We start from the raw sequence: 26,921 nt of genomic DNA, 5'->3' as shown, positions 1-26,921 counted from the left end.
CACTACGATAATTAATAATAAATGAATTTACTTGAAACTCCCATAGAATATCTCAAAGGCGTTGGTCCGCAACGTGGCGATTTATTGCGCAAGGAGTTGGGTATTCATAAATATATCGATTTACTTAATTTATTTCCCAACCGTTATATCGATAGAACCCGTTATTACAAAATTAACGAGCTCCAAAACAGCAATTCCGAAGTTCAAATTGTAGGTAAAATTATTAATATCAAAACGGTTGAACAAGGAAAAGGGAAATCAAGACTAGTGGCCACTTTTGTAGATGATACAGGTCAAATGGAACTCGTGTGGTTTCAAGGTCAAAAATGGATTCGTGAAAGTATCAAAATCAATGTTCCGTATGTGATTTTTGGAAAAGTTAGTCAGTTTGGTGCTACTTACAATATGGCGCATCCCGAAATGGAAATGTTAGAAGAACACAAATCCAGCCTTCGTTCGGCGATGCAACCCGTTTATCCGAGTACAGAAAAATTAGCCAATAAAGGGATTTCGAATAAAGTCATTAATAAAATGATGCAACAATTGTTTGTGGAAACGCAAGCTCTGTTTTCTGAAAACTTACCGAATTATCTTTTAGACGAATTGAAGTTGATTCCTAAAAATGCGGCGTTGTTCAATATTCATTTTCCAAAAAGTCAAGATTTATTAGCAAAAGCGCAATTCCGATTGAAGTTTGAAGAGTTGTTTTTCATTCAATTGCAATTGATTACGAAGAATCTTATTCGCAAGCATAAAATTAAAGGAATGCCATTTGAAAGAGTGGGGGAAAACTTCAATAATTTCTACAAAAATCATTTGCCTTTCGATTTAACCAATGCCCAAAAACGCGTACTAAAAGAAATCCGAAACGATTTAGGGAGTAACGCTCAAATGAATCGTTTGCTCCAAGGCGACGTAGGTTCTGGAAAAACGATTGTAGCTTTAATGTGTATGCTTTTAGCAAAAGACAACGGATTTCAAAGTTGCTTAATGGCGCCTACAGAAATTCTAGCCAACCAGCATTTTAATGGAATAACCGAATTAGCGAAAGAATTAAATATAACAATAAAAATTTTAACAGGTTCTACTAAAACTGCCGAAAGAAAAATAATTCACGAAGCGTTAGAAAATGGAACTTTAGATATTTTAATTGGAACGCATGCTTTGTTAGAAGACAAAGTGCAATTTCATAATTTAGGTTTAGCCATTATAGATGAACAACATCGATTTGGTGTAGAACAAAGAAGTAAACTGTGGGGAAAAGCCTCCCCTAACCCCTCCAGAAGAGGGGAAACGGAACGTGTAATACAGAAATATCAAACAGCACGCCCTTCAACTTATGCACTTTTAAAAGAACTTAAAACTGAGAATAAAAAAAATAGTACCCAAGCAGAAAATGTTCTTTGGGAATGTTTAAGAAATAAAAATCTAAAGTATAAGTTTAGGAGACAACATGTTATAGATATTTTCATTGCTGACTTTATTTGTTTAGAAAAAAATCTAATAATTGAAGTTGATAGTGGTTACCATAATACGTTAGAACAAAGAGAAGCTGATGAATTACGAACACAAATACTTAGTGAATTTGGTTTTAAAGTGATTCGTTTCACCAACGAAGAAGTAATTAATAATACCGAAAATACACTAAAAAAAATAACCAGAATTTTGGAGAGCCTCCCTTCTGGGGAGGTTGGAGGGGCTGTTCCTCCTCATGTACTCGTAATGACTGCTACTCCAATTCCTCGAACTTTAGCGATGAGTTTGTATGGTGATTTGGATATTTCTGTTATTGATGAATTACCTCCTGGAAGAAAACCAATACAAACAGTTCATCGCTATGATTCTAACCGATTAAAAGTTTGGAAATTCTTAAAAGATGAAATTGCCAAAGGGCGTCAAGTGTACATTGTGTATCCGTTAATTCAAGAATCGGAAAAAATGGATTACAAGGATTTGATGGACGGTTATGAAAGTATTTCTAGAGATTTTCCATTACCTCAATATTCTATTTCCATTGTTCATGGAAAAATGAAACCCGCGGATAAAGATGAAGAAATGCGCCGTTTTGCAGAAGGGAAAACCAATATCATGATTGCAACAACGGTGATTGAAGTTGGGGTAAACGTACCAAACGCTTCTGTCATGGTGATTGAAAGTGCGGAACGTTTTGGTTTGTCGCAATTGCATCAGTTACGCGGTCGTGTAGGTCGAGGAGCAGAACAAAGTTATTGTATCTTGATGACAGGTCATAAACTCAGTAATGATAGTAAAATTCGAATGGAAACAATGGTTCGCACGAATGATGGTTTTGAAATTTCGGAAGTTGACTTAAAATTGCGGGGACCTGGAGATATTATGGGAAAACAGCAAAGTGGGGTGTTAAATCTTCAAATAGCTGATTTAGTAAAAGATAAAGAAATTCTACAATTAGCGCGTTATCATGCTATAAAACTCCTAAAGGACGATGCTCCTATGGAAAAACCGGAACATGTCAAATTACGCGAAGCCTTCATCGAATTAGGAAAGAAAAAGACTATTTGGAATTATATTAGTTAGAGGTTATGGGTTATGGGTTATGGGTTGGTTGAAAATAAATTACTTCAAATTTCTATGAGAACATTTGTATCTACAACAATGTTAAATAAATGGTAAGGTTTTGGCATTTTTAATTCGTAAAACATAGTTTTGTAGCGTATAAAGTAATTCTCATCATGAAAATAAAAACCATAAGCATCACGTTACTAATTGTAGTAATCGTAGGATTAATTGGATATCGTATTGTATCAAACAAGGAAGCATCGGGTAAGGGAGGACAAAAAGGAGATAAAAAACCAGCAGTAACAGTTGATGGTGTAGTTTTGGCTTCGAATGACTTTGCAAATGTTATTTCTCTTTCTGGATCTATTGAAGCAAATGAAAATGTTGAAATTAGAAGTGAGGTTTCTGGTATAGTTGAAAAAATATATTTTACAGAAGGTACAAATGTGAGTAAAGGACAAGTGCTATTGAAGGTTAATGATGTTGAATTGCGTGCCCAGTTATCGCAAGCGATTACCAGACAGAATTTAGCTGCTGAAAATGAGAGAAGAGCAAAATTGTTACTACAGAAAGAAGCTATAAGTCAAGAAGAATATGATATTGCTAGTGCGGAGTATAGAAGCTTAAAAGCGCAAGCAGATTTGATACAAGCTCAAATTGCAAAAACCACGATTAGAGCTCCTTTTTCAGGACGTATAGGTTTGAGAAATATTTCGCCGGGCACCTATGTTACGCCTACTACTTTGATTACCAAGTTGGTAAGTTCTAATCAGGTTAAAATTAGTTTCTCAATTCCAGAAAAATATGCGTCTGAAGTTGAAAACAATACCCAAATACAATTCACGATTCCTAATCATCCTGAAAAATTTACGGCCAAAATTTATGCTATTGAACCTGAAATTGAGATTGCTACTCGTACTTTAAAAATTAGAGCTTCGGGTGAAAATCCTGACGGGAAATTGATAGCAGGTACTTTCGCTACAGTAGAATTACCCCTTAAAAATATTAAAAATGCAATTCGTATTCCTTCAGAAGCTGTAGTGCCTGTTCAGGATGGTAAAGTGGTTTACATTGCCAATAACGGAAAAGCGAAAGAAGTTAAAATAGAGACGATTACAAGAACAGCGAAAGATGTTATTGTTACTGATGGTGTTAAATCAGGAGACACACTTTTAACGTCAGGCATTATGTCATTGAAGAATGATGCCGATATTAAAGTTAATTTAAAGCAAAAAACCAAATAAAGGTTCTTTTTTAAATCATAAAAAACCTAACTACCAATGACTTTATCAACACTAAGTATAAAAAGACCCGTATTCACCATCGTAATAAATCTTTTGATTATATTATTTGGAATTTTGGGCTACAGCTATCTAGGAGTCAGAGAATATCCTTCTATTGACCCTGCAGTAATTAATGTGAGAACAAATTATACCGGTGCTAATTCCGATATTATTGAATCGCAAATTACGGAACCTTTAGAAAAGGCGATCAATTCCATTGATGGTATTCGAAATATTAGTTCGTCAAGTAATCAAGGATCCAGTAATATTACAATTGAGTTTAAACTTGAAAAAAATCTGGAAGAAGCGGCTAATGACGTACGAGATAAAGTTTCACAAGCCATTAGAAGTCTTCCGCAAGATATTGATGCACCACCAGTAGTATCAAAAGCGGATGCAGACTCCGATGCCATTATTTCGATGACCGTTCAAAGTAATTCCAAAAACCCCCTTGAACTGAGTGACTATGCTGAAAATGTTATAGCAGAGCGAATTCAAACTATACCAGGAGTTAGTAGCGTTCAAATTTGGGGTCAAAAAAGGTACTCTATGCGTATTTGGATGGATCCAATAAAATTGAACTCTTATGGGATTACGGTTTCTGATGTTAGAGCTGCACTAGACAAACAAAACGTTGAACTACCATCGGGAAAACTTACAGGAGCTAACACCGAACTAATGGTAAAAACTCTTGGAAACCTATCTACTGAGAAAGAATTTAATGAAATCATTATCGTATCAGATGCTAATAAGACGGTACGCTTGAGCGATATTGGTTATGCTGTTTTGGCTCCTGAAAATTTGGAAACAAAATTAACGGCTAATGGTAAGCCTATGGTTGCTGTCGCAATTATTCCTCAGCCTGGGACCAATTATTTAGAAATTGCGGATCAGTTTTATAAAGAGTTTGAGCGATTAAAAAAAGAGTTACCTTCGGATATAGAGCTTAATATTGCTCTTGATAACACTTTATTTATAAAAAAATCGGTAGTTGAAGTTGCTGAAACGTTATTAATCTCTGTAATTCTAGTTATTATCATTATCTTTTTGTTTTTTAGAGATTGGTCCATAGCGTTTCGACCATTGATTGACATTCCCGTTTCTTTGATAGCAACTTTTTTTATCATGTATTTGTGTGGGTTTTCAATCAATGTATTAACTCTTTTAGCAATTGTTTTAGCCACGGGATTAGTGGTAGATGATGGAATCGTAGTCACAGAAAATATCTTTAAAAAAGTAGAGGAAGGGATGTCGCCAATCGAAGCAGCTATAAAAGGTTCAAACGAGATTTTCTTTGCTGTAATTTCGATTTCTGTAACGCTAGCGGCTGTATTCTTACCAATTGTTTTCTTAGAAGGTTTCGTTGGGCGATTGTTCCGAGAATTTGGTGTAGTAATCGGCGCTGCGGTATTGATATCTGCTTTTGTTTCACTTACGCTAACCCCAATGTTGAATGCTTATTTAATGAAGGGTGGTGAACAAAAAAGAACCAAGTTTTATGAGTTTACCGAACCGTTTTTCTTGAATTTGAACAAAACGTATGCTAATTCACTTGCTCGTTTTTTAAGTAGAAAATGGTTAAGTTTCCCGATAATTGTAGGATGTGTAGGTTTGATTGTATTGTTCTTTTCTATTCTTCCAAAAGAGACAGCTCCTTATGATGATAGAAGTTTAGGAGTAGTCAGTGTTACTACCCCAGAAGGTTCTACCTACGAATATACAGATCGATTTATGCAAGAATTGTCGCAATTGATTACAGATTCAATTCCTGAGAGAAAAATTGCTTTAGTAATTACTTCACCTGGATTTTTATCATCATCAGTAAATTCAGGGAGAGTACGTTTAGCTTTAGTTGAACCTAATGAACGAGAAAAATCTCAAAAGGACATTGTTAATGATTTAAATAAATGGACTAAAAAATATCCACAAGCTAAGGTAAATGTTTCTGAACAACCCACTATTTCAGTAAATCGAAGAGGTGGTTTGCCGATACAATACATTATTCAAGCCCCTAACTTTGAAAAGTTAAGAGAAAAAATTCCACAATTTATGGAAGAGGCAAGTAAGAATGAAACCTTTTCTAATGTGGATGTTAACCTGAAATTTAATAAGCCAGAAATCAACGTTACCATTAACCGAGAAAAAGCAGAAAGTTTAGGAATTTCTGTTTTAGATGTGGCTCAAACCTTGCAATTGTCTTTAAGTGGTCAGCGTTTTGGTTATTTTATGAAAGATGGGAAACAGTATCAAGTTATTGGTCAGTTTGATGAAAAAGACCGTGATGCCCCATTGGATTTGACGTCGATGTTTGTTAAAAATAATGTAGGGGATTTGATTCAGTTAGATAATGTGGTAGAGGTTGAAGAGCAAAGTAATCCACCGCAATTATTCCATAATAATCGTTACATGTCGGCAACGGTTTCTGCTGGTTTGGCTCCTGGTAAAAGTATGATTGATGGTATTAATGCCATGGACGAGATTAAAGAGAAAGTTTTGGATGAAACGTTCACTACAGATTTAGGGGGTGAGTCTCGAGATTTCGTAGAAAGTAGTTCCAATACCTCTTTTGCTTTCGGATTAGCTTTATTGTTGATTTATTTGATATTAGCGGCTCAATTTGAAAGTTTTGTTGACCCGTTTATTATTATTTTAACTGTACCAATGGCTGTTGCTGGTGCCTTATTTTCACTGTGGTTATTTGGACAAACATGGAACATATTCAGTCAAATTGGAACCGTCATGCTGATTGGTTTGGTTACTAAAAATGGTATTTTAATTGTCGAATTTGCGAACCAACTCAGGGAACAAGGTGTAGCAAAATATGATGCGATTTTAGAAGCTTCAGAAGCGCGTTTGCGTCCTATTCTTATGACAAGTTTGGCCATTGCTTTAGGAGCATTGCCAATTGCGTTATCTTTAGGAGCGGCTTCTGCGAGTAGAATGGGAATGGGGGTTGTTATTGTAGGGGGGACCATGTTCTCACTAGTATTAACGTTGTATGTTATTCCAGCAATATACTTAATGTGGTCGAAGGCAAAAAAACACCGCCCAGAATTTGATAATATAGACGCTTTAGAAAAATAAGATATGCAAAAGATTTATAAGATAGTTTTTTTATTCTTTTTCGGATTATCCGTTCAAGCACAAGAATTATTGACATTAGAGAACGCTGTAAAAATAGCTTTAGAGAACAATTATGATATTAAGATTGCATCTAATAATTTAAAAATTGATGCTACTAATAATAATTTAGCTAATGCGGGCTTGATACCTTCTCTTAATGCTAATTTTACCAATAACAACAGTCAAATTGATACGAAGCAAACTCAGATAGATGGTTCTGTTAGAGAACTAGACAATGCTAAAAATATGAACTTGAGCTATGGTGTTGGGCTAGATTGGACTATATTTGATGGTTTGAGTATGTTTGCTCGTAAAGAACAATTAGCCGTTTTAGAACAACAAGGAAAGTCTGAACTACAAGCAGCCATTTTGACCAGGATTAGTGATGTTTATTTGACTTATTTTGATTTAGTACAGCAACAACAAGTTATTACGTCTTTAGATACTGCAATTGTAATTTCTAATCAGCGTTTAACTACCGCACAAAATCGTTTCAGTATTGGAAAAGCATCCAAGTTAGAAGTATTAAATGCACAAGTTGACTTGAATAGCGATTTAAGTTTGTTATTAAAACAAAAAGAACTTTATAAAGTAACCAAAATTAGATTGAATGAATTATTAGTTCGAGATATTCAAACCGATTTTGTTGTGGATAGGGATATTGTTTTTGAAGAAAATTTAAGTTTTGAAGATTTGAGAGCTACAGCAGAACAGCAAAATCCACAACTTCAAGCCCAAATTTTGTCCAAGAAAATAGCCGATTTGAATTTAAAACAGGTAAAAGGCAATCGATATCCGACTATTCGTGTTACCTCTGGTTATAACTTTACTCGATCTGAGGCCTCTTTAGGATTTATTACGCAATCATCGGGGCAAGGTTTTGTTTATGGTGTTACAGCTACTGTTCCAATTTTTAACGGGTTTCTTCAAAACAAAAATGAGAAGGTAGCCAAATATCAGGTGGAGAATGCAAGTTTGGTGTTAGCGCAACAAAAGCTATCGTTATCTTCTCAATTAGGGGCTCTTTATGCCAGCTATCAAACCAATTTAGAATTGGCTAAAGTAGAAGCAACCAATCTTGAAATTGCGAAACAAAATTTGGATATCACATTAGCGAAATTCAAGATAGGTACTATTACTACGATTGAATTTAGAACGGCACAGCAGAATTTTATTGAAGCATCGGTTCGCTATTCAAATGCACAATACTTGACTAAATTGTCGGAAATTAATTTAAAAGAATTAGCAGGTACTCTAAAATTGAATTAATATTTTATTTTTGTGAAAGTGTTGGTGTTTTGCATCATGTTTAAACGCTCAAACATCGTAAACTATAAAAAATAAAAGATGGTTCAATACAACCCAAAAGATTGGATTACGTTCATTTTCCGTTTTCATGAATCGGATACCTTTCGGCAATTAATTCCAATGATGGTTTTTATTGGTTGTTACGCTGCTGGTGTTGCCTATTTAGAGCTTGAATATTGGAAGCTTTCTGAAAATAGCCATGTAAAGAACTTAACGGTTATGCACACTACTGTTGGTTTTGTTTTATCTCTTCTTTTGGCTTACCGAACGAATACTGCATATGATCGTTGGTGGGAGGGAAGAAAGCAGTGGGGTTCTTTGGTTAATAATAGCCGAAACTTAGCCCTTAAACTTTCAGCTTATTTACCAGAAGAAAGTGATAGGAATTTTTTTAAGAAGGTAATTCCAGCCTATGCATCCGTACTTTCAAAGCATTTACTGAATGAAGACGTTAGCAAAATGTTGTTTGAAGGTTTAGCATTGGAAATGGATCATCATAAACACCGTCCCAATCAAGTTGCCAAGATGTTGTTTCAAAAAGCTAATGATTTATATATTTCAGGAAAAATTTCTGGAGATCAGTTTTTTATCATTAATGCCGAATTGCAGTCCTTTACCGATATTTGTGGTGCTTGTGAACGAATAAAGAATACCCCTATTCCTTATTCTTATAGTTCGTTCATTAAAAAGTTCATTTTCTTTTTTGTCATGACCTTGCCTTTTGGATTTGTATTTAGTCTCGGTTATTATGTCATTCCTGTCGTTATTTTTATATTCTATGTATTGGCCAGTTTGGAGTTGATTGCAGAGGAAATTGAAGATCCTTTTGGGAATGATGCTAATGATTTACCAATGACTAAAATGGCGGCTAATATTAAAAAGCATGTCGAGGAAATTCTTTAAATCGAAATAAGATAGCATGTTAATCGATGAATAGGAACCAAAAAAAATACTGCTCAGAAGCAGTATTTTTTTTATTTATTATTCATGATAGTCTTTTTAATTCACCATGATTTTCTTAGTTGTAAGGGCATTTTCTGAAGCCAATTGAATCAAGTAAAATCCGCTAGGTAAGTTGTTTATTTTATAAGAACTATTTGTAACAGGTGTTGGATTTTTAATTTCTTGAACTATTTGACCGTTAAGATTGAAAACTGTAATTGATTTTAATTCTATTTCAGAAGCAATGCTAACTTCGTTGTTAATCGCAGGATTAGGATAAATTGAAACACTATTTTCAAAAGTAAAATTATCGGAAGATAGTGTGTCAACTGTATCACAAAAAGAAGACCAAATTAAGCATACATAATTTGGATTATCTATGAAGGGATTTCTATTTCCTTGAAAATTATAAATTGCGTTGTTCTGAGCGATTTCTTTTGCAGAAACAGGGTCTTGTTTGTGCCATTTGATAAGCAATAAAATGAAATTATCCGAAAAAACTTTATCTGTAGAACCATCAAACATATTTCTTGCTTGACAAGTTGCTGGATCAGCGGCATTGTAAAAATTATCTATTAAATCTTCATATCGGGTAGCAAAATAAAAAAAGGCTCTTGCTATATCCCCTTTGAATTCGTCAATTGGCTCAAACACAATTCCATTGTAGTTTGAAAAAGAATTCATAGTGTTAGCACCTCTTTTTGAGCCGTTTAGAGAAGTGTAATTTACAGAGGCAACTTTACCGAAAGGTAAATTTCCTCTATCACCATTAACTTTACCATCAGAAGGTACAACATGAAAAGGGTCGTTTTTCATCGGGTCTACTGCATAATCATCAAAAAAAGATTGTGGAACCAAATGCTCTCTGTTATAACAATCACCTTCACCAGAATAATTACCACATTGATTGGCTATTGGCGTAAAATTGTAAGGGTCGTTGGTATTTGGTTTTTCAGAATAAATGTCATAAATAGTTCCATCGTTTTCATCATAGATATCATGAAATGCATTGTTATTTGCATATAAACTCCACAAACCAGAATAGCCTTGATCAGTATGGCCAGCGGTAATAATTGCACTCAATTGGGTTTTTAATGCATAACCATTTCCTGTTGCACTATTGTAATAGCCTGTAGGTATTTGTGCCCAGCTAGTCGCTGAAACTAGTAAAAAAAGTAGTAAGGTAAAGTTCTTTTTCATAAACTATTTATTTTTTCTTTCTAATAAAGCCATATAAAATCCGTCGAAGCCACTTTCACTTGCTAATACTTTTTGGTCTTTAACAAAAGTAAATTCTTTACCAATTTCGGTAGTTAAGAAGTGTTTGATTTGCTCTTGATTTTCTGAAGGTAAAACGGAACAAGTTGCGTAGACCAACTTACCTCCAGGTTTTACGATTTTTGAATAATTTTCTAATACTTCTGCTTGTACTTTACGGATATTGTCAATGAATTCAGGTTGTAATTTCCATTTACTGTCCGGATTTCTTTTTAAAACTCCCAATCCACTACAAGGCGCATCGATTAAAACTCTATCCGCTTTTTCATGTAATTTTTTTATGGTTTTTGTACTTTCAATAACTCTTGGTTCGATATTGAAAGCGCCATTTCTTTTCGCTCTTATTTTTAATTGCTTTAATTTACTTTCGTATAAATCCATAGCAATTAATTGTCCTTTGTTTTCCATTAATGATGCTAAATGGAGTGTTTTTCCACCCGCACCTGCACAAGTATCTACTACTCGCATTCCAGGTTGCACATCTAAGAAATACGCTACTAATTGTGAGGAAGCATCTTGTACTTCAAACAACCCATCTTTAAAGGCATCTGTTAAAAATACGTTGGCTCTTTCTGTCAAAATTAAAGCATCTGGATAGTCTTTATGAAATTCGGTTTCAATATTCAAATCCATTAAAAGCGCTCTTAATTTTTCTTTGGTTGTTTTGAGACGATTTACTCTCAAAATCACCTTAGCTTGTTCGTTTTGAGCCGCAATTTCTTTTGTCCATTTTTCTTCACCCAATTCCTTAACCCCTAATTCATCCATCCAATCCGGAATTGATTCTCTGAATTTTCTGGTTTTGGTTAATTCATCAAATTTTCCTTTGATTCTTCTTACTGGTGTATCTTCAAAATATTTCCAATCGGGTAGATTGTAGCCTCTTAATACTGCCCATACGGCAAAGATTCTCCAAATCTTATCTCGATCAAAAGGTTCTTTTACTTCTGCGATTTCGGTGTATAAACGTTTCCATCTTACGATTTCGTAAATGGTTTCGGCTACGAATTTTCTATCGTGACTTCCCCAACGTTTGTCTTTTTTAAGTGCTCTGGCCACCACTTTATCAGCATACTCACCTTCGTTAAAAATCGCCATTAGCGAATCGATAGTAGTGAATACTAAATTTCTGTGTAATCTCATTCTTTATTTTAAATAGCTGGCAAAGATACGAATAAAAACAAAAAGCTGTCAAATTTGACAGCTTTACTTTTTAACCTCTTCCGTTACCTCTCGATTCTGATCCTCTTGAGTTTGAATTCTCTCTAGGAGCAGTGTTTCTGGATGGGGCGTTACCTCTTGATGATGCGTCTCTGGCGTCACTATTTCTTCTACTGCCCGTACTCATTACATTTCTTTCACGAGGTTCTGAATTTCTTTTTGCATTATTAGAAAAGGTACCTCTTTCTCTCGCCGTATTTCTGTTTCGCTCAGAGTAGGTTCTATTATTATCAGTTCTAGAAGCTTCGTTTCTTGTTCTGCTTTCGGTATTTACTCTTGCTGTGTTTCTTCTATTTTCTCGTGTTTCGTTATTACCTCTTGCCTCATTGTTTCTAGATGTTCTAGCCTCATTTCTTGTTCTAGTAGCGGAACTGTTAAATGTTCTTGATTCGCGATTGCCTCTTGTAGCGTTGGAAGCGATGTCATTTCTACTTCTAGGACCATTTGAATTTCTTCTTGAATCCAATTCATAACGGTTAGCATATCCTGCATTTCGGTGCGTAAAAGAACGGTTCGGATATCTTCTTTCATAGCCATTTCCTCTTCTTCCATAATAGTTGTTATACACTACAGCACATCTTCTGTGAGTGGCATAATGATAGGTGTGTCCAAAATTAATATGCACATGAATGTGGTTTCTGTATCGGAAAATAGGAAATGGATTCCAATAGGTATAATAACTTGGATAATAGTTCCAATACCATGAAGAATAGTAAGGACGATAGTTTCGTACCCAAAAAGTGGTGTAAATCAAAGGTGTATGTACATAAACAGGTTCGTATATATAATTGGCACCATACATATAAACATCACCTACCACCTGTACTTGTACTCGGTTATTACCATCACGCTCTACCTCAATGGTTGCCACATCTTGATACACATCTCTATCTAAAACCGCTTGAACTACAACCAAATGTACATTCCCTTCAACAGTTTCAATAACCCTTAAATAATCAACGTAATTATCGTTATTCAAATCTAAATTCGAAATTTGCGTTTTTGGATCATTCAATCTTCTTTCAAAATCTTCTAAATCCCTCGCGTCTCCAAAAACGGTAGCCACCGCTCGTAAATCTAAGTTGTCGCTGATGTCAGAATTTTTAGCAACAACGGTAGTTTTGTCCTGTGCAAAGATAGTACCTATTGTCAATGAAGCCAGTAAGCTCAGATGTATCAATTTAGTTTTCATAATAGTTTCGTTTTAAGGTTCTTATTTCTTTTCATAACTTATCCAATTACTGTGCCAAAATTTTTAAACAAAAACAAAGTATTGGTTATGAAGTATTTAGAAATTTATTTTTTGTTCTAAAATCATTTCAAGTATATTTGATACCTAATCCAATTCTCATGAAAAAAATATTTTTATTTCTGAATTTTATAACTATTTCTGTATTAGCACAGCAAGAAAAATTTCAATCAGAAGTTATTCTTGAGACTAAATTGAGTTGTAGAGCAATTCTGGTTGACGATGAAAGGGTGTGGATGGGAATGGACAAAGGACGTTATGGATTTTATGACAAGAGAAATGATACTACCATCATAAGTGATATTCAATTGGTAGCTAGAACTACTGAATTTAGAAGTATCGCCCAAACAAAGGCAGCTATTTTTATTTTGGCTGTTGGGAACCCAGCCCTGTTAATTCGTATCGATAAAAAAACGTTGGAAGAAAGTGTTGTGTATAGAGAAGTGCACGAAAAAGTGTTTTATGATAGTATGCAGTTTGTTGATGATTTGAATGGTTTTGCCATGGGTGATCCTGTTGAAAATTGCTTATCATTCCTCAAGACTAATGATGGAGGCAAAACTTGGCAAAAAGTAAATTGCGAGCTATTACCAAAAGTTTCAGAAGGGGAAGCTGCTTTTGCAACTAGTAATACGAATTTAATTATAAAAGGGAAATCAATTTTCATGGTTTCAGGAGGAAAGCAATCTAGGGTTTTTGTTTCTGAAGATTTTGGAAGTTCCTGGAACGTTTATGCAACACCAATAGTTCAGGGCGAAACCATGACAGGTATCTTTACAGCCGATTTTTACAATGAAAAAATCGGAATTATTGCCGGTGGAAATTATGAAAAGCAAGACCAAAATTGGGCTAACAAAGCGATTACCAAAAACGGCGGTAAAACTTGGAAGTTAGTTTCCGATAAAGAAGCTTTTGGTTATGCCTCTTGTATACAATTTGTTCCGAATAGTAAAGGAAAAGAAATCATTTCTGTAGGGGGTACAGGTATGTATTATTCCGATGATTTTGGCAAAAGTTGGATTAAATTTTCTGAGGATAAAGCTTTTTTTACCTTTAGATTTGAATCGGAAAAAGTGTTTTATGCTACTGGAAGAAATAAGTTGGTTCGATTTCAAATAAAATAAAATTAATTCAAAAATAAATAGACCTAACCTCTTCTTCTTTCTCGCATTTGTTTTAAAAGTACTCTATTAAAATCTTCTTCAGCTTTTTTAAGTTTTATGATTTTTTTAGCGCTAATAACACTTTGTAAGTCTTTAATAAATTTCTTTCTCAATTGAAATAAATCGTCTTCAATTTTTTCCATTTGAATTAGAGAAGCAGAGGCTTCTTTTTCACTTAAGGCTTCTACATTTCCTGGTTGAAATCGGTCCAAAATAGCATTCATTTTTTCATTGCGTAAAACCGATTGCTTCTCATTAAACGCATTATAGATGGGCCAAAATTTTTGTGCTTCTTCTGATGTTAATGCTAGTTGCTCTGTTATGAACGCAACTTTTAAGGCTTTTACTTTTTCTTTTCGCGCTTTAAAATTTTGAGAAAATAAAAAAGAAGTTGTAAAAAAACATACAATTATAAGTATCCATTTTGTTTTCATAAGTACTTTTTTTAAAATTCGTTACTATGATATTCTAGGTTTTCTGATTCCAAAAGATGATCTTCAATCGCTTCTAAATAAGCTTCATTGGGATATAAATTTTCTTCCAAAGCTTCTATATCGTCATTCGTTAGATGTTTTGTTAATTCGGAAGTACTTATCCTTTGTTGTGCTAAATAATTTTCGATTGTAACGGCATCAATTTTGTTTTCCTGGGCATTGTTCCAATAGGTTGTAAACCCAATGGATAATAAAAGAACAGCTGCTAGAGTACTGATCCAAATTTTTTTTCTAGAGCACAAAGGCACAACCTTTGATCCTTGTTCTTTTAAAATTTCCTCCATTAGCGTTGCTTCAAATTTATCAAAGTAATGGTCGGGGACTTTGAATCCGGATGCTATTTTTTTATTATTTTCTAAATCGATAGGTTTCATGATTATTAGACAAAGATTAGGCGTAATGGTTTAATTAGTTTTTAAAAAATCTTCAATTTTCTTTACCGCAATGTGATAACTTGCTTTTAGAGCGCCTACTGAGGTATTCAAGATATCCGACATTTCTTCATATTTTATTTCTTCAAAGTAGCGCATTGTAAAGACAATTTGTTGTTTTTGAGGTAAGGTCGCTATAGCTTTTTGCAGTTGTAATTGTAGCTCAGTTCCTTCAAAGTATACATCACTTTCTAATTTTTCTATTGCTTTTTGTTGGGCTTCCACATTTGAAATTCCTTGTTTTTTTGCCCGTTGTTGCAGCAATGTTAGTGCTTCGTTAGTAGCAATTCGATACATCCAAGAGTATAATTTGCTCTCTCCTTTAAAATTCTTGAGATTCCGAAATACCTTTAACATCGTGTTCTGAAGTACATCATCGGCATCCTCATGATTTAAAACCATATTTCGTATGTGATAATACAATGGTTTTTGATACAATTGCAAAAGCTTTTGAAACGCTACGTTTTGCGTTTTAGGATTTAATAATTCCAAAATAAATGCTTTTTCGTCTTGCAAAGTGTTTGGGTTTGTATCTAAGACTAAAGATATCTAAAAAGGTTTAATTCGTTGTTTCGATGGGTATACTTTATTTGCATTTAAATAACACTAAGTTTAGATAATGTAAATCGTCAGCAAAAAGCTTTATATGGTTTAATTTTTAACTTACACACTTTTTAGAATAGTGTCTTTCAGTAGCGACTTTCGTACAAAACAAATAGTCGCTATTAAAATTTTATTTACCATTCTTCACTTCAATCCACTTGCTCATGTATTTAGTACTTTGTAAGCTTTGATGTTGTAAAATTTGTCCCAAGAAATTTTGGTTTCTATGTTTTTTTAAATTGCCTTGAAGGTGTTCTATTTTATTCATAAAATCAGTTGCAAATAATTCTTTTTTAAAACGTTTTTTAATAATTTCATAACCATTATTTTGAGCGGTTTCCCAAAAGGATTTGTTAGTATACAATTCGACAGCTTTTTCTACAAAATCATTTTCATCTGAGGTGATAAAACCATTCCAGGCTAATTTTCCGTGCATGCCTTCAGCGCCTATTCTTGTTGTTATGGAAGGTAATCCCAAATTCATGGCTTCAAATAATTTTCCTTTCAAACCAGCGCCATAAGGAATCGGTGCTAATAAAACTTTTGCTTTTGCATATATTTCAGCAACACTTTCGGCCCTTCCTTTAATTAAAAAGCCTTCTTTTTCGTTGTGTAATTGTTTGGCCTTTTCGGTTACATAAGCACCATAAACATGTAATTCAGCTTCTGGAAGTTGTGTTTTTATTGATTTCCAATATTTTTTTAACTGTAAAACCGTTTGCCAATTCGGCTCGTGTAAAAAGTTACCAATACTCACAAAATTTTTTCGTTCTTTAAAACTAGCACTATTAAAAGGTGTTTTTTCAGATAAGAAAGGTAAATAATACAAAAGAGAAGTATCAATTTTAAAAGTTTCGGTTGCCAGTTGCATTTCGTATTCCGAAATCAATAAGGTTATATCGCATCGGTATATGGAAGCCATTTCACGCTTAAATGTATCCGAAATATAATCTTCGAATACCAATTCCCGATTTTGTTTGAACGCTACTTCTCGAGCTTTTCTTAGGAAATGCAAATCTTCGGTATCTAAAATTCGCAAAGCATTCGGACAGTTTTCCATCACACGCCAACTGTATTGTTCTTCTATCATGAAACGGTCAAACAGTACCACATTAGGATTCAATTCTTTTATGATGCTATCAAAGGAGCTGTTATTTAGTTGAATAGCTTTCGTTTGAATGCCAATGGAACTCAAGTCAAAAGAGAAATCAGAAGGGGTAGCTGACGATAGAAATGTAATTTTATACTCATGGTTTTGAAATAACGAAAGGAGTTGCAACATTCGACTTCCAGCTGCTGTTGAATTAGGTTCTGGCCATACGGCTCCTATGATGACTAAATGCTTCATGTTGTAAAAGTAGTTATTTTTTAAAAAGTGAGAAGTGAGAAGTGAGAAGTGAAAAGTGAAAAGTGAAAAGTGAAAAGTGAAAAGTGAAAAGTGAAAAGTGAGAAGTGAGAAGTGAGAAGTGAGAAGTGAGAAGTGAGAAGTGAGAAGTGAGAAGTGAAAAGTGAAAAGTGAGAAGTGAGAAGTGAAAAGTAAAAAGTAAAAAGTAAAAAGTAAAAAGTAAAAAGTAAAAAGTAAAAAGTAAAAAGTAAAAAGTAAAAAGTAAAAAGTAAAAAGTAAAAAGTAAAAAGTAAATTTGCACTAATCACTAATCACTAATCACTAATCACTAAATTAAATGACTTTTTTTAAATTTTGTCCAAGTTGTGGGTCGACTCATTTTACATTTCCTGATAATCGTCGTTTTTTGTGTGATGATTGTGGCTTTACGTATTATCATAATATAGCAGCGGCTGTAGCAATTATTTTTACGTTTGAGGATAAAGTATTGTTTACGGTTCGAAATGTGGATCCAGACAAAGGCAAGTGGGATTTGCCAGGTGGGTTTATCGATCCAGATGAAACAGCTGAGGAAGCGGCTTGTAGAGAGATTAAAGAGGAGTTGGGTATGAATTTAAAACCCTCTGATTTAAAATATATCACAACTTCACCAAACAATTATTTGTATAAAAATGTACCGTATAGAACGATGGATATTTTTTATGAATGTAGTTTGGCAAGTGATGTGATTCAGGTAGCTGCTGAGGATGAGATTCAGGAGTTGATTTGGGTAAAACGCGCTGCAATTGATTTGAATCAAATAGGCTTTGTTTCAATACGAAAGGTGATAGGTACTTATTATAGCGTCTGAAAAATAAAATCGGATAAATTCAAAGAGAATTCATCCGATTTCAACAACAGATTTGGTATAAAAAAGAATTACAGTTTATTGATGTAGCTTCCGAACGGATCTTTGAAGTGATATCCGTTTTCAAATCTATCTTTGCTTAGTTTTTTATAGGCTACCAATCCCCATAATACAAATTCTTTGAGAAAGTATTTGTCTTCTGGTAGCGTATTCGGTTGGTATTCGTTAATAAGTGCTTCTAGAGGTGTTACATCGTCTAGAATTTCTTTATATTCTTGATCGCTACACTCGTCTAAAAGTTCAAATCCAGACGCTATAAACCATTCAATAACATCACTATAGACGTTTTTCTCATCTAATTTCTCAATTCTTTCGATTTTAGGGAAATAGGCAGGAAAGAAAGTGTGTATGGCATTTTCAATCAGGTTAATAGCTACTTGAGCAGCACCTTCTTGCTCCCCTTCATAAACGAGTTCTACTTTTCCTGTTATAGCTGGTATTACCCCCATAAAATCAGATAGTCGTAGTGTTGTTTTATCGGTTCCGTTTCGTAATGCTCTGCGCTCTGCGGTACTGAGTAAGTTTTCATAAGCAGTGATGCTCATACGAGCTGAAACACCAGATTTGTAATCGATATATTCGCTATCTCTAGCCTCAAAGCTTATTTGTTCTAATAAATCTTTTGCTAAGTTAGGTACATAAACCGTATCTGTTTGTATCTTATCCAGTTTGGCCTCTTGATGGGTAATTGTTTTCGCAATCTCGATTGTTTCGGGATAGTGGGTTAAAATTTGAGAACCAATTCTGTCTTTTAGCGGTGTGACGATACTTCCTCTGTTGGTGTAATCTTCAGGATTGGCCGTAAATATGAATTGCATGTCTAACGGCATACGCAGTTTAAAACCTCTAATTTGAATATCGCCTTCTTGTAAAATATTAAATAAAGATACTTGAATTCTCGCTTGCAAATCGGGTAATTCATTGATGACGAAAATACAGCGGTTGGCTCTCGGAATCATCCCAAAGTGAATCACGCGATCATCGGCATATGATAATTTTAAATTGGCTGCTTTTATGGGGTCGATATCCCCAATTAAATCTGCAACGGTAACATCTGGAGTTGCTAGTTTTTCATAAAAACGATCGTTTCTATGCAGCCATGAAATAGGTGTTTCGTCTCCTAATTCTGCGATTTTATCTTTAGCATATCTTGAAATGGGTTGAAAGGGATCATCATTAATCTCAGAACCTGATACAAACGGAATGTATTCGTCTAAAAGCGTTACCATTTTTCTTGCCAATCGTGTTTTGGCTTGTCCTCGTAATCCAAGAAGATTTATATTGTGTTTTGATAAAATAGCCCTTTCTAATTCAGGTATCACCGAATTTTCAAAACCATGAACCCCTTCAAAAGTAGGTTCTCCGTTTTGAATTTTTTTTCGTAGGTTATCTCTGAGTTCGTCTTTAATTGATTTTGATTGATATCCCGTTGCTTTTAAAGCGCCTAATGTTTTGATTTGATTCATAATGTTGTTGTTTTAATCTATTAAAACAGGGTATAATTATTTAATTTTTTTCTTTCTGTTGTTTTCATAATCCGTGAAAATCATTTCACCTAATCCTTTTAATCCCGTATAGAAAGCCTTACCTTGATTGGCTTCTGTAAAATTATCAACAAATTGCTGCAAGTAAGGATCGTTGGCAATCATAAAAGTGGTTATGGGAATGTGTAATTTTCTTGCTTGCTGCGCTTGGTTGTAACATTTATCCACGATATATTCATCGAGTCCATTACTGTTCATGTAGTACCTGCCATCTTTTTCACGCACGCAGCTGGGTTTACCATCGGTAATCATGAAAATTTGTTTATTGGTATTTCTTTTTCGTCTTAAAATATCCATTGCCAATTGCAAACCTGCCACCGTATTGGTATGATAAGGTCCCACTTTCAAATAAGGTAAATCTTGAATTTTAATGGTCCAAGCATCGTTTCCAAAAACCAAAATGTCTAAAGTATCTTTTGGATAACGGGTTGTTATGAGTTCGGCAAGCGCCATAGCTACTTTTTTTGCAGGAGTGATTCGATCTTCCCCATACAATATCATGCTGTGCGAAATATCAATCATGAGAACTGTAGACATTTGAGATTTAAATTGAGCTTCCTCTACAATTAAATCTTGCTCCGTGATTGAAAAATTGGCAACTCCATTATTGATTTGCGCGTTTTTCAAACTTTCGGTTAGAGAAATTTGTTCTAGACTATCGCCAAACTGAAATTCTCGGTACTCCCCAGTATGTTCGTCCCCAATACCCGCATATTTGGTTTTGTGATTTCCATTTCCAGATTTGTTGAGGTTACCAAAAATTTGTTCCAATGCGCTTTGTCTTATAGCGCGTTCTGTTTTAGCCGTAATTCCGATGCCTCCTGAAGTTCCGTCGTCTTCAAATTCTTCTCGGATGTAGCCTCTAGCTTTTAAGTCTTCAATGAAATCATCTATGGTATACTCCTCGGTGGTGAGTTTGTATTCAACATCTAGTTGTCTAAGCCAGCTAATAGCTTCATCAAAATCGCCAGAGGTATACGTAATTAACTCTTTGAAGATGTCAAATAGTTTTTCAAAAGGGGTTTGAAAAGGGGCTTCATACGGTTTGAAATAAAAACCTTTTTTACTCTCTTTTTTCATAATTATAAAATTACGCTGTTTTACAGCGTAAAGTTCAATAACGAGTATTAATTTTTAGTTAAAAGTAGTATGAGGTTGAGATAGTACGATTGGTTTTTGATGTAAAAGTTATTTCAACAACCCTATCAATTTTTCGATTGATTTTGCCTATGAAAATTGTTTTGTAGCTGAAGTTGTATGATTTTCGTATTATTTTTCTGAGGTATTATCCGTTTTAGAGTCAATATTTACAATTAACAAACATTCGAAGAGAGGTGTGAAACTTATGATTTAATGATAAACAATAGCTAAACCTAACACTTAAGAACCGGTGCAATTCGTAATTTTGAAAAATAGTTTCATGAAATACTTCTCGTTAGTACAGCAACTTTTTGTCAATAAATTATATTTCGAATTCTCGATAAGCGTAATATTGTAGTACTTCTTCTATTGCCATTTTCATGGCTTTGTTTACAGGTAGAAATATATTTCCTAACTTGAAATCTATTTGTGAGAGCTGCATGTAATATTCCGTAAAAATAGGTGCTGATAAATTTGAATTTATAGCAGTAGTAGCCTTTTCAAAATTTTCTTTTTGTCCTTCTTTAATGATGTTGCAAGTTGCAATTCGAAGTTTTCCGTATTTGTCTGTAGTAGCTCCAAAGCCGAAAAGGCGACAAATTAATCCTCGATATTGGTAGGTACTACAATTTCCTGAAGTAAACTCGGTTAGCGATTTTGGACGGTAAAGGAAACAAGTGCTAGTTGTGTTTTGTTCTAATTCTTGGAGTGTTTCCTCAGCTTTTCCGGTTTTAAAAATATGAAATGCCCAAGGTAGGAACTCTAGTGGTGAAGCATCAATTTCTGGAGTGGAACAGCATTTTCCACAACCGGCAACACAACTTAGTTTGGTTTCTTTTTGGAATGTAGTGATCTCTATTTCAAGGTTTTGATACAGAGTTTCTACTGATGCAACTTTTTCCTGAATGGACATTGTTTTTTTTTGCAATTTAAGCCAATTTTCTTGATTTTTTATTTTTTGTTTTGGTATGCGGATGACGTGGATTCGCTGAGGTGGGGTGTTGGTTATTTTTGTTTTAAGTTTCTGGTTATTAGGAACACGGATTGGAGAAATTTTGGGAATTTTTAAAATTTTAATTGGGAAGGAATGGTTAAAATTTGGGACGCGGATGACGCGGATTTGATTGGTGGTCGCGGGTTTTTCTTTGGTTTTCTTTGCGGTTAAATAAAGGTTCGCTAAAGCGAAGGCGGATGGCAGCGGATTTTTTGGAACACGGATTGAAGAAATTTTAGGAATTTTTAAAATTTTAATTGGGGAGGAATCTTTGAAATTTTGAACGCGGATGATGCGGATTTGACTGGTGGTCGCGGGTTTTTCTTTGGTTTTCTTTGCGGTTAAATAATGGTTCGCTAAAGCGAAGGCGCATGGTAGCGGATTTTTTGGAACACGGATTGGAGAAATTTTAGGAATTTTTAAAATTTTAATTGAGGAGGAATCTTTGAAATTTTGAACGCGGATGACACAGATTTGACTGGTGGTCGCGGGTTTTTCTTTGGCTTGCTTTGTGGTTAAAAAGGGTTCGCTAAAGCGAAGGCGGATGGCAGCGGATTTTTTGGAACACGGATTGAAGAAATTTTAGGAATTTTTAAAATTTTAATTGGGGAGGAATGGTTAAAATTTGGGACGTGGATGACGCAGATTTACTTTGGCAAAACGCGGATGGGGACGGATTCACTAAAGCGAAGGTGGATGGTAGCGGATTTTTTGGAACACGGATTTTAGAAATTTGAGAAATGGAAAAAATCTTGGAGTGTTTGGTGTAAATCTTGGTATGGTTTTGGTTTTATAGATTGCGAATAGGTAGGGTGGGATAATTTTAAAATTGGAATGCTTTATAGTGCTTTTTGAAGTGCATGTGTTATTTTTAAAAAGCTTCATTAATTTCAAAGCACAATTTTCATTACACTCTTGCTATTTTTTTGGTTGATGAATTATCAATAAAAATGGATTAAATGTTATAAATCTATAAAAAATTTATTTATATCTTATTGAATAGTTAAATTTGAAATAAAACTAACACAAATGACTATTTCAAAAAAGTTACTTATTTTAGGCTTATTTGGCTGTTTTTTCTTCACAGCAAAAGCACAAGTTAAACAAGAGACAAAGAAAGATTCAAGTTTGACAGGATTGAAATTTAGAAGTATTGGCCCAGCATTTATGTCGGGGAGAATATCGGATATTGTTATAGATCCAAACAATCAAAGTGTTTGGTATGTAGCGGTGAGTTCGGGTGGTGTTTGGAAAACAGAAAATTCAGGAACTACTTGGATTCCATTAACCGATAAAGAGTCGTTTTATTCCACAGGTTGTATAACACTGGATCCTAGCAATCCCTCAACTATTTGGTTGGGTACTGGAGAAAACGTTGGTGGACGTCACGTTGGTATAGGTCATGGTATATATGTAAGTTATGATGGTGGAAAGAGTTGGAAAAATAAAGGTTTAAAAAAATCGGAGCACATTTCAAAAATCATTGTTAACCCAAAGAATTCAAATGAAATTTGGGTCGCTTCTCAAGGTCCATTATGGAGTTCGGGCGGTGAACGCGGCCTATATAAAACAACTGATGGTGGTGCCACTTGGAAGTTAGTTTTAAGTAGTAATGAATGGACAGGAGTTACCGATTTAGTTATTGATCCCAGAAATGCGAATGTTTTATATGCTGCTACTTGGCAACGGCACAGAACTGTAGCTGCTTATGTAGGTGGAGGTGAAGGTACTGCATTGTATAAAAGTACTGATGGTGGTGAAACTTGGGGTAAATTAACTACAGGTTTACCAACTACTGAAATGGGAAAAATAGGTTTGGCGATATCACCTATTAATCCCGATGTTCTTTATGCAGCTATAGAGTTAGATAGAAAAAAAGGAGCTATTTATCGTTCCGATAACAAGGGTGCTAGTTGGGTAAAAATGTCAAATACTGTTTCAGGCGGTACAGGACCACATTATTATCAAGAACTCGTTGCTTCACCCTATAAGTTTGATAAAATTTATTTGATGGATGTGCGTGTGCAAGTTTCTGAAGATGGGGGTAAAAATTTCTACATGATGAATGAGAGCAATAAACACTCCGATAATCATTCTTTAACTTTTAAGTCTAATGATCCGAATTATTTGTTAGTAGGGACAGACGGTGGAATTTATGAGTCATTTGATGATACCAAAACATGGAAATTTATCAATAACTTACCCATAACTCAGTTTTATAAGGTTGCTGTTGATGATGCCCAACCCTTTTATAATGTTTTTGGAGGAACACAAGACAATAATTCGCAAGGAGGTCCTTCTAGAACCAATAAAGTTGATGGTATTGCCAATTCGGATTGGTTTGTACTCTTAGGAGGCGATGGACATCAACCTGCAACAGAACCTGGAAACCCTAATATTGTTTATGCTCAATCTCAACAAGGAAATTTACATCGTATTGATAGAACTACTGGAGAGGCAATTTTTATAAAACCTCAAGAAGGGGTTGATGAACCTTATGAACGCAATAATTGGGATTCTCCAATTCTTGTAAGTAGTCATGATCCAAAGCGAATTTATTTTGGGACTCAAAGAGTTTGGAAATCAGAAAATAGAGGGGATAGTTGGACTCCAATTTCTAAAGATTTGACTAAAAATGAAGAGCGTATTACACTTCCCATAATGGGCAAACAAAAGAGTTGGGATGCCGCATGGGACGTCTATGCAATGTCTACCTACAATACCATTACTTCGCTTTCTGAATCAGCAGTTGATGAAAACATTATTTACGCAGGAACAGATGATGGGATAATCCAATTTACAAAAAACGGAGGTACCTCATGGACAAAAGTTCTAGTTTCCAATTTACCGAATGTACCTGCTAGTGCTTTTGTTAATGATATTAAAGCCGATTTACATGATGCTAGTACGGTTTATGTAGCTTTAGATAATCATAAATTTGGGGATTACAAACCTTATTTATTGAAAAGTACGAATGGGGGAACTGTTTGGAAGCCTATAATTAAAGGGCTTCCGGAACAAACTTTAGTTTGGCGTATTGTTCAAGATCATGTTAATCCAAATTTATTGTTTTTAGCGACAGAATATGGAATATACGTTTCATTTAATCAAGGGGAGGAGTGGATTAAATTTTCAGACGGTTTACCGACAATTTCGTTTCGAGATTTAGCCATTCAAAAAAGAGAAAATGATTTAGTGGTAGCTTCTTTTGGACGCGGGTTTTACATTTTAGATGATTACAGTGCTTTAAGAGATTTTAATAAGGATAATTTATCTAAACCAACGTTGTTTAAACCAAGAAAGGCTTTGCAATATAAGCCAATAAGTGGTGGAACCTCGAGTCAAGGCGAGAGTCATTACACTGCCTCAAATCCTGATTTTGGTGCTTTATTTACGTATTATCTTCCTAATGAAATTGAAACTTTAAAATCGGTTCGTCAGAAAAATGAAAAAAAGTTAAAAAAAGAAAACAAAGACATTCCATTTCCTGGTTGGGAAGCATTAGATAACGAAAAGAATGAATCGAATAGTTTTGTTGTTTTTGAAATTAAAGATGCTAAAGGAGGTATTGTTACTCGAATTAATGCTCCCTACAGAAAGGGTTTTAACAGAATATCGTGGAATTTAAAAAGACCAATTGCTACATCGTTGACAAGTGATAGAATTAGTGATAACCCATCTGATTCAAGGGCTAGTACGTTTGTATTAGCAGGAACTTACACGGTAGCGATGTATGTTAATATTAAAGGAGAGGTTACTGCAGTATCACAACCCCAAACTTTTGAAGTAGAGGCTATTTCTAATAATGTTTTGGAAAATCCAATGCAAAATGGTGTTGAAAGTTATTTAAATGACTTAACAACATTTAAAACCAAGGTTGATGTAGCTTTAAGCAATTTCAGAAAAGCATCTAAACGACTTATAGCCCTCGAAAAAGCTGCTGTATTCGCAACACAACAACCAGGAGTTCTTGAAAAAAAATTAAGTAATTTGAAAATGGAAATGTATGCAATTGAGCAGCAATTGAATGGTAATTCTTCAAAAGATGAAATTGGTGAGAAAGATGTACAATCTATTTCTTCTAGACTATCTGTAGCTCAAGGTGGATTTAATACAACTTATGGTCCTACAAGAATGCATATGGAAAGTTTAGCTATAGCTAAAATACTTTTTGAAAGGTTAGAACCTTCAATCACTAAGTTTATAGAGGTTGCTCTGCCTGCTTTAGAAAAACAATTAGCTACAGCAGGTGTTCCACCACTATTAGATTAAAATGTATTTATACGATAAGGGGCTGTTTTTTAATTAAGACAGCCTTTTTTGTTGTTATAATTTTAGTCAATATCCATTGCGTTTTTAATGAAACCTATTATGTTTCAATCTGTAATAACCTGGATATGTATAGTTTTTGTGAGATGCCTTTTTTCGAGAATTCATTTCACATACTTTTCAATTATATAGGTACTAACTGGTTTTAAGGCTTTGCCTGTTTCTGGATGAACGCCATGTGTATTAAAAAATTCAGGTTTGCCATTTACTTTACAATACCAATATAAAGGTTTTCCCATTTTAAAAAAGGTAGTTGTATCTGAAACTTGTATTTTGACTAGTTTTATTTGATGTTCATCAAATGGAATGATATCATTTTGTTGTAGCAAACTATGTTGATTTTTGTTACAGTCTACAATATCATAATGATTTTTTTGCCATTGCATGCATTGTGGTTCTGGTGCAATGAAGGTTTTTGTGGCAAGTCCGATTGATACTGTTCCAATTATTCCTATAAAACCTCGTGCAACATTTTTCTTTATTCTTTCATGTTTCCCAACTTGAGTAGCTGTAAAATCATGCTCATTTTTGTTCTCTTTGACAGCATAATTTTCATCTTCAATCTTTATGATTTGATTTTTTTCTCCATTGTTAATTGACCTCAAATCGCTATTCAAAAAATTAGCATAGGGCCTAGGTAAGAAATCAACCATGATACTTGCCATTTCAATTCTTAGGGCTATTTCCGAGTCTCTTTTATCTTTTAAAAATGAAATAATTGTTTTGAATTTATCGGTATTACACAATTCAATTGATTTCTTGAGTTTTTCATCCTTTTTTGTTTCAAAGAACGCTTTGAATATTTCTTCATCTGTTGCAGTAAGACCTTTATCAACCAACATTGCGCAATAATTTCTTAATTGGGCAGGAGAAGGCGTTAATAACACACTTGTTAAATCGCTATTTTTCACAATATCGTAGTGATTTTGAATAGCTTCTTTATAGCTATTGAAAGTAATTTTTGTCATAATCATCCTTGTTTTTCGGAATTCTTCGGAAATATCGGAAATATCGGAATTTCCTATAAAC

General features: G+C 34.3%; 20 protein-coding genes. 9 read left to right on the top strand and 11 right to left on the bottom strand.

The genetic code is table 11. The features are described 5' to 3' along the window. The first annotated feature begins 21 nt into the window (after positions 1-21). The 5 genes from BUE95_RS13155 (at position 22) to BUE95_RS13135 (ending at position 9,155) form a co-directional block, all read left to right on the top strand. Positions 22-2,556, top strand: coding sequence for a DUF559 domain-containing protein (locus BUE95_RS13155; RefSeq protein ID WP_073585274.1), 2,535 nt, complete (start codon positions 22-24; stop codon positions 2,554-2,556). 155 nt (positions 2,557-2,711) lie between these two features. Next, positions 2,712-3,782: an efflux RND transporter periplasmic adaptor subunit gene (locus BUE95_RS13150; RefSeq protein ID WP_073585272.1), complete on the top strand. Its 1,071-nt coding sequence runs from the start codon at positions 2,712-2,714 to the stop codon at positions 3,780-3,782. A 36-nt stretch (positions 3,783-3,818) separates the two neighbouring features. Then, complete coding sequence (locus BUE95_RS13145) at positions 3,819-6,905, top strand: efflux RND transporter permease subunit (RefSeq protein WP_073585270.1); 3,087 nt, start codon at positions 3,819-3,821, stop codon at positions 6,903-6,905. Positions 6,906-6,908: 3 nt separating this feature from the next. Continuing rightward, a complete protein-coding gene (locus BUE95_RS13140; protein WP_073585268.1) occupies positions 6,909-8,213 on the top strand; it encodes a TolC family protein in 1,305 nt (434 codons plus the stop codon). A gap of 78 nt (positions 8,214-8,291) precedes the next feature. Next, positions 8,292-9,155 carry a bestrophin family protein gene (locus BUE95_RS13135; RefSeq protein ID WP_073585266.1) on the top strand — a complete coding sequence of 288 codons (864 nt, stop codon included), beginning with the start codon at positions 8,292-8,294 and terminating at the stop codon, positions 9,153-9,155. 96 nt (positions 9,156-9,251) lie between these two features. On the opposite strand, the gene BUE95_RS13130 is transcribed toward BUE95_RS13135, so the two are convergent. The 3 genes from BUE95_RS13130 to BUE95_RS13120 all read right to left on the bottom strand — a co-directional run bounded on the left by BUE95_RS13130 (position 9,252) and on the right by BUE95_RS13120 (position 12,885). Further along, positions 9,252-10,394: an endonuclease gene (locus BUE95_RS13130; RefSeq protein WP_073585264.1), complete on the bottom strand. Its 1,143-nt coding sequence runs from the start codon at positions 10,392-10,394 to the stop codon at positions 9,252-9,254. 3 nt (positions 10,395-10,397) lie between these two features. After that, on the bottom strand, positions 10,398-11,615 hold the full coding sequence (locus tag BUE95_RS13125; protein WP_073585262.1) for an RsmB/NOP family class I SAM-dependent RNA methyltransferase: 1,218 nt from the start codon (positions 11,613-11,615) through the stop codon (positions 10,398-10,400). 70 nt (positions 11,616-11,685) lie between these two features. After that, positions 11,686-12,885 carry a hypothetical protein gene (locus tag BUE95_RS13120; protein WP_073585260.1) on the bottom strand — a complete coding sequence of 400 codons (1,200 nt, stop codon included), beginning with the start codon at positions 12,883-12,885 and terminating at the stop codon, positions 11,686-11,688. A 158-nt stretch (positions 12,886-13,043) separates the two neighbouring features. On the opposite strand from BUE95_RS13120, the gene BUE95_RS13115 reads away from it, so the two are divergent. Beyond that, complete coding sequence (locus BUE95_RS13115) at positions 13,044-14,066, top strand: WD40/YVTN/BNR-like repeat-containing protein (RefSeq protein ID WP_073585258.1); 1,023 nt, start codon at positions 13,044-13,046, stop codon at positions 14,064-14,066. 23 nt (positions 14,067-14,089) lie between these two features. Here the strand turns inward: BUE95_RS13115 and BUE95_RS13110 are convergent, their stop codons facing one another. From BUE95_RS13110 to BUE95_RS13095, 4 genes are all read right to left on the bottom strand, one after another. After that, positions 14,090-14,539: a sensor of ECF-type sigma factor gene (locus BUE95_RS13110; protein WP_073585256.1), complete on the bottom strand. Its 450-nt coding sequence runs from the start codon at positions 14,537-14,539 to the stop codon at positions 14,090-14,092. 11 nt (positions 14,540-14,550) lie between these two features. Then, positions 14,551-14,973 carry a hypothetical protein gene (locus BUE95_RS13105; protein WP_073585254.1) on the bottom strand — a complete coding sequence of 141 codons (423 nt, stop codon included), beginning with the start codon at positions 14,971-14,973 and terminating at the stop codon, positions 14,551-14,553. Positions 14,974-15,003: 30 nt separating this feature from the next. Then, positions 15,004-15,546 (bottom strand): RNA polymerase sigma factor, encoded by a 543-nt coding sequence (locus BUE95_RS13100; protein ID WP_073585252.1) that lies wholly within the window; start codon positions 15,544-15,546, stop codon positions 15,004-15,006. A gap of 217 nt (positions 15,547-15,763) precedes the next feature. After that, positions 15,764-16,981 carry a glycosyltransferase family 4 protein gene (locus tag BUE95_RS13095; RefSeq protein ID WP_073585250.1) on the bottom strand — a complete coding sequence of 406 codons (1,218 nt, stop codon included), beginning with the start codon at positions 16,979-16,981 and terminating at the stop codon, positions 15,764-15,766. Positions 16,982-17,315: 334 nt separating this feature from the next. Between BUE95_RS13095 and BUE95_RS13085 the strand changes: the two genes are divergently transcribed. Next, complete coding sequence (locus tag BUE95_RS13085; protein WP_073585246.1) at positions 17,316-17,828, top strand: NUDIX hydrolase; 513 nt, start codon at positions 17,316-17,318, stop codon at positions 17,826-17,828. A 68-nt stretch (positions 17,829-17,896) separates the two neighbouring features. On the opposite strand, the gene BUE95_RS13080 is transcribed toward BUE95_RS13085, so the two are convergent. From BUE95_RS13080 to BUE95_RS13070, 3 genes are all read right to left on the bottom strand, one after another. Further along, complete coding sequence (locus BUE95_RS13080) at positions 17,897-19,351, bottom strand: AAA family ATPase (protein WP_073585244.1); 1,455 nt, start codon at positions 19,349-19,351, stop codon at positions 17,897-17,899. Positions 19,352-19,387: 36 nt separating this feature from the next. Further along, positions 19,388-20,509, bottom strand: coding sequence for a vWA domain-containing protein (locus BUE95_RS13075; protein ID WP_073585242.1), 1,122 nt, complete (start codon positions 20,507-20,509; stop codon positions 19,388-19,390). Between the two features lie 382 nt (positions 20,510-20,891). Further along, the gene (locus tag BUE95_RS13070) at positions 20,892-21,482 is read right to left on the bottom strand and encodes a YkgJ family cysteine cluster protein (RefSeq protein ID WP_073585240.1); all 591 of its coding nucleotides are present in this window, start codon (positions 21,480-21,482) and stop codon (positions 20,892-20,894) included. A gap of 695 nt (positions 21,483-22,177) precedes the next feature. On the opposite strand from BUE95_RS13070, the gene BUE95_RS13900 reads away from it, so the two are divergent. Both BUE95_RS13900 and BUE95_RS13065 read left to right on the top strand, forming a co-directional pair. Beyond that, entirely contained in the window at positions 22,178-22,300 is a 123-nt protein-coding gene (locus BUE95_RS13900; RefSeq protein ID WP_262494375.1) for a hypothetical protein, read from the top strand. Between the two features lie 292 nt (positions 22,301-22,592). Next, entirely contained in the window at positions 22,593-25,835 is a 3,243-nt protein-coding gene (locus BUE95_RS13065; RefSeq protein ID WP_073585238.1) for a WD40/YVTN/BNR-like repeat-containing protein, read from the top strand. Positions 25,836-25,996: 161 nt separating this feature from the next. Here the strand turns inward: BUE95_RS13065 and BUE95_RS13060 are convergent, their stop codons facing one another. Beyond that, the gene (locus BUE95_RS13060; protein ID WP_143165313.1) at positions 25,997-26,860 is read right to left on the bottom strand and encodes a hypothetical protein; all 864 of its coding nucleotides are present in this window, start codon (positions 26,858-26,860) and stop codon (positions 25,997-25,999) included. Positions 26,861-26,921: the final 61 nt, after the last annotated feature.

Source organism: Flavobacterium cucumis, assembly GCF_900148835.1.
GTDB classification, from domain to species: domain Bacteria; phylum Bacteroidota; class Bacteroidia; order Flavobacteriales; family Flavobacteriaceae; genus Flavobacterium; species Flavobacterium cucumis.
The sequence above is the reverse complement of the archived record's forward strand: the minus strand, read 5'-3'. Positions and strand labels throughout refer to the sequence as shown.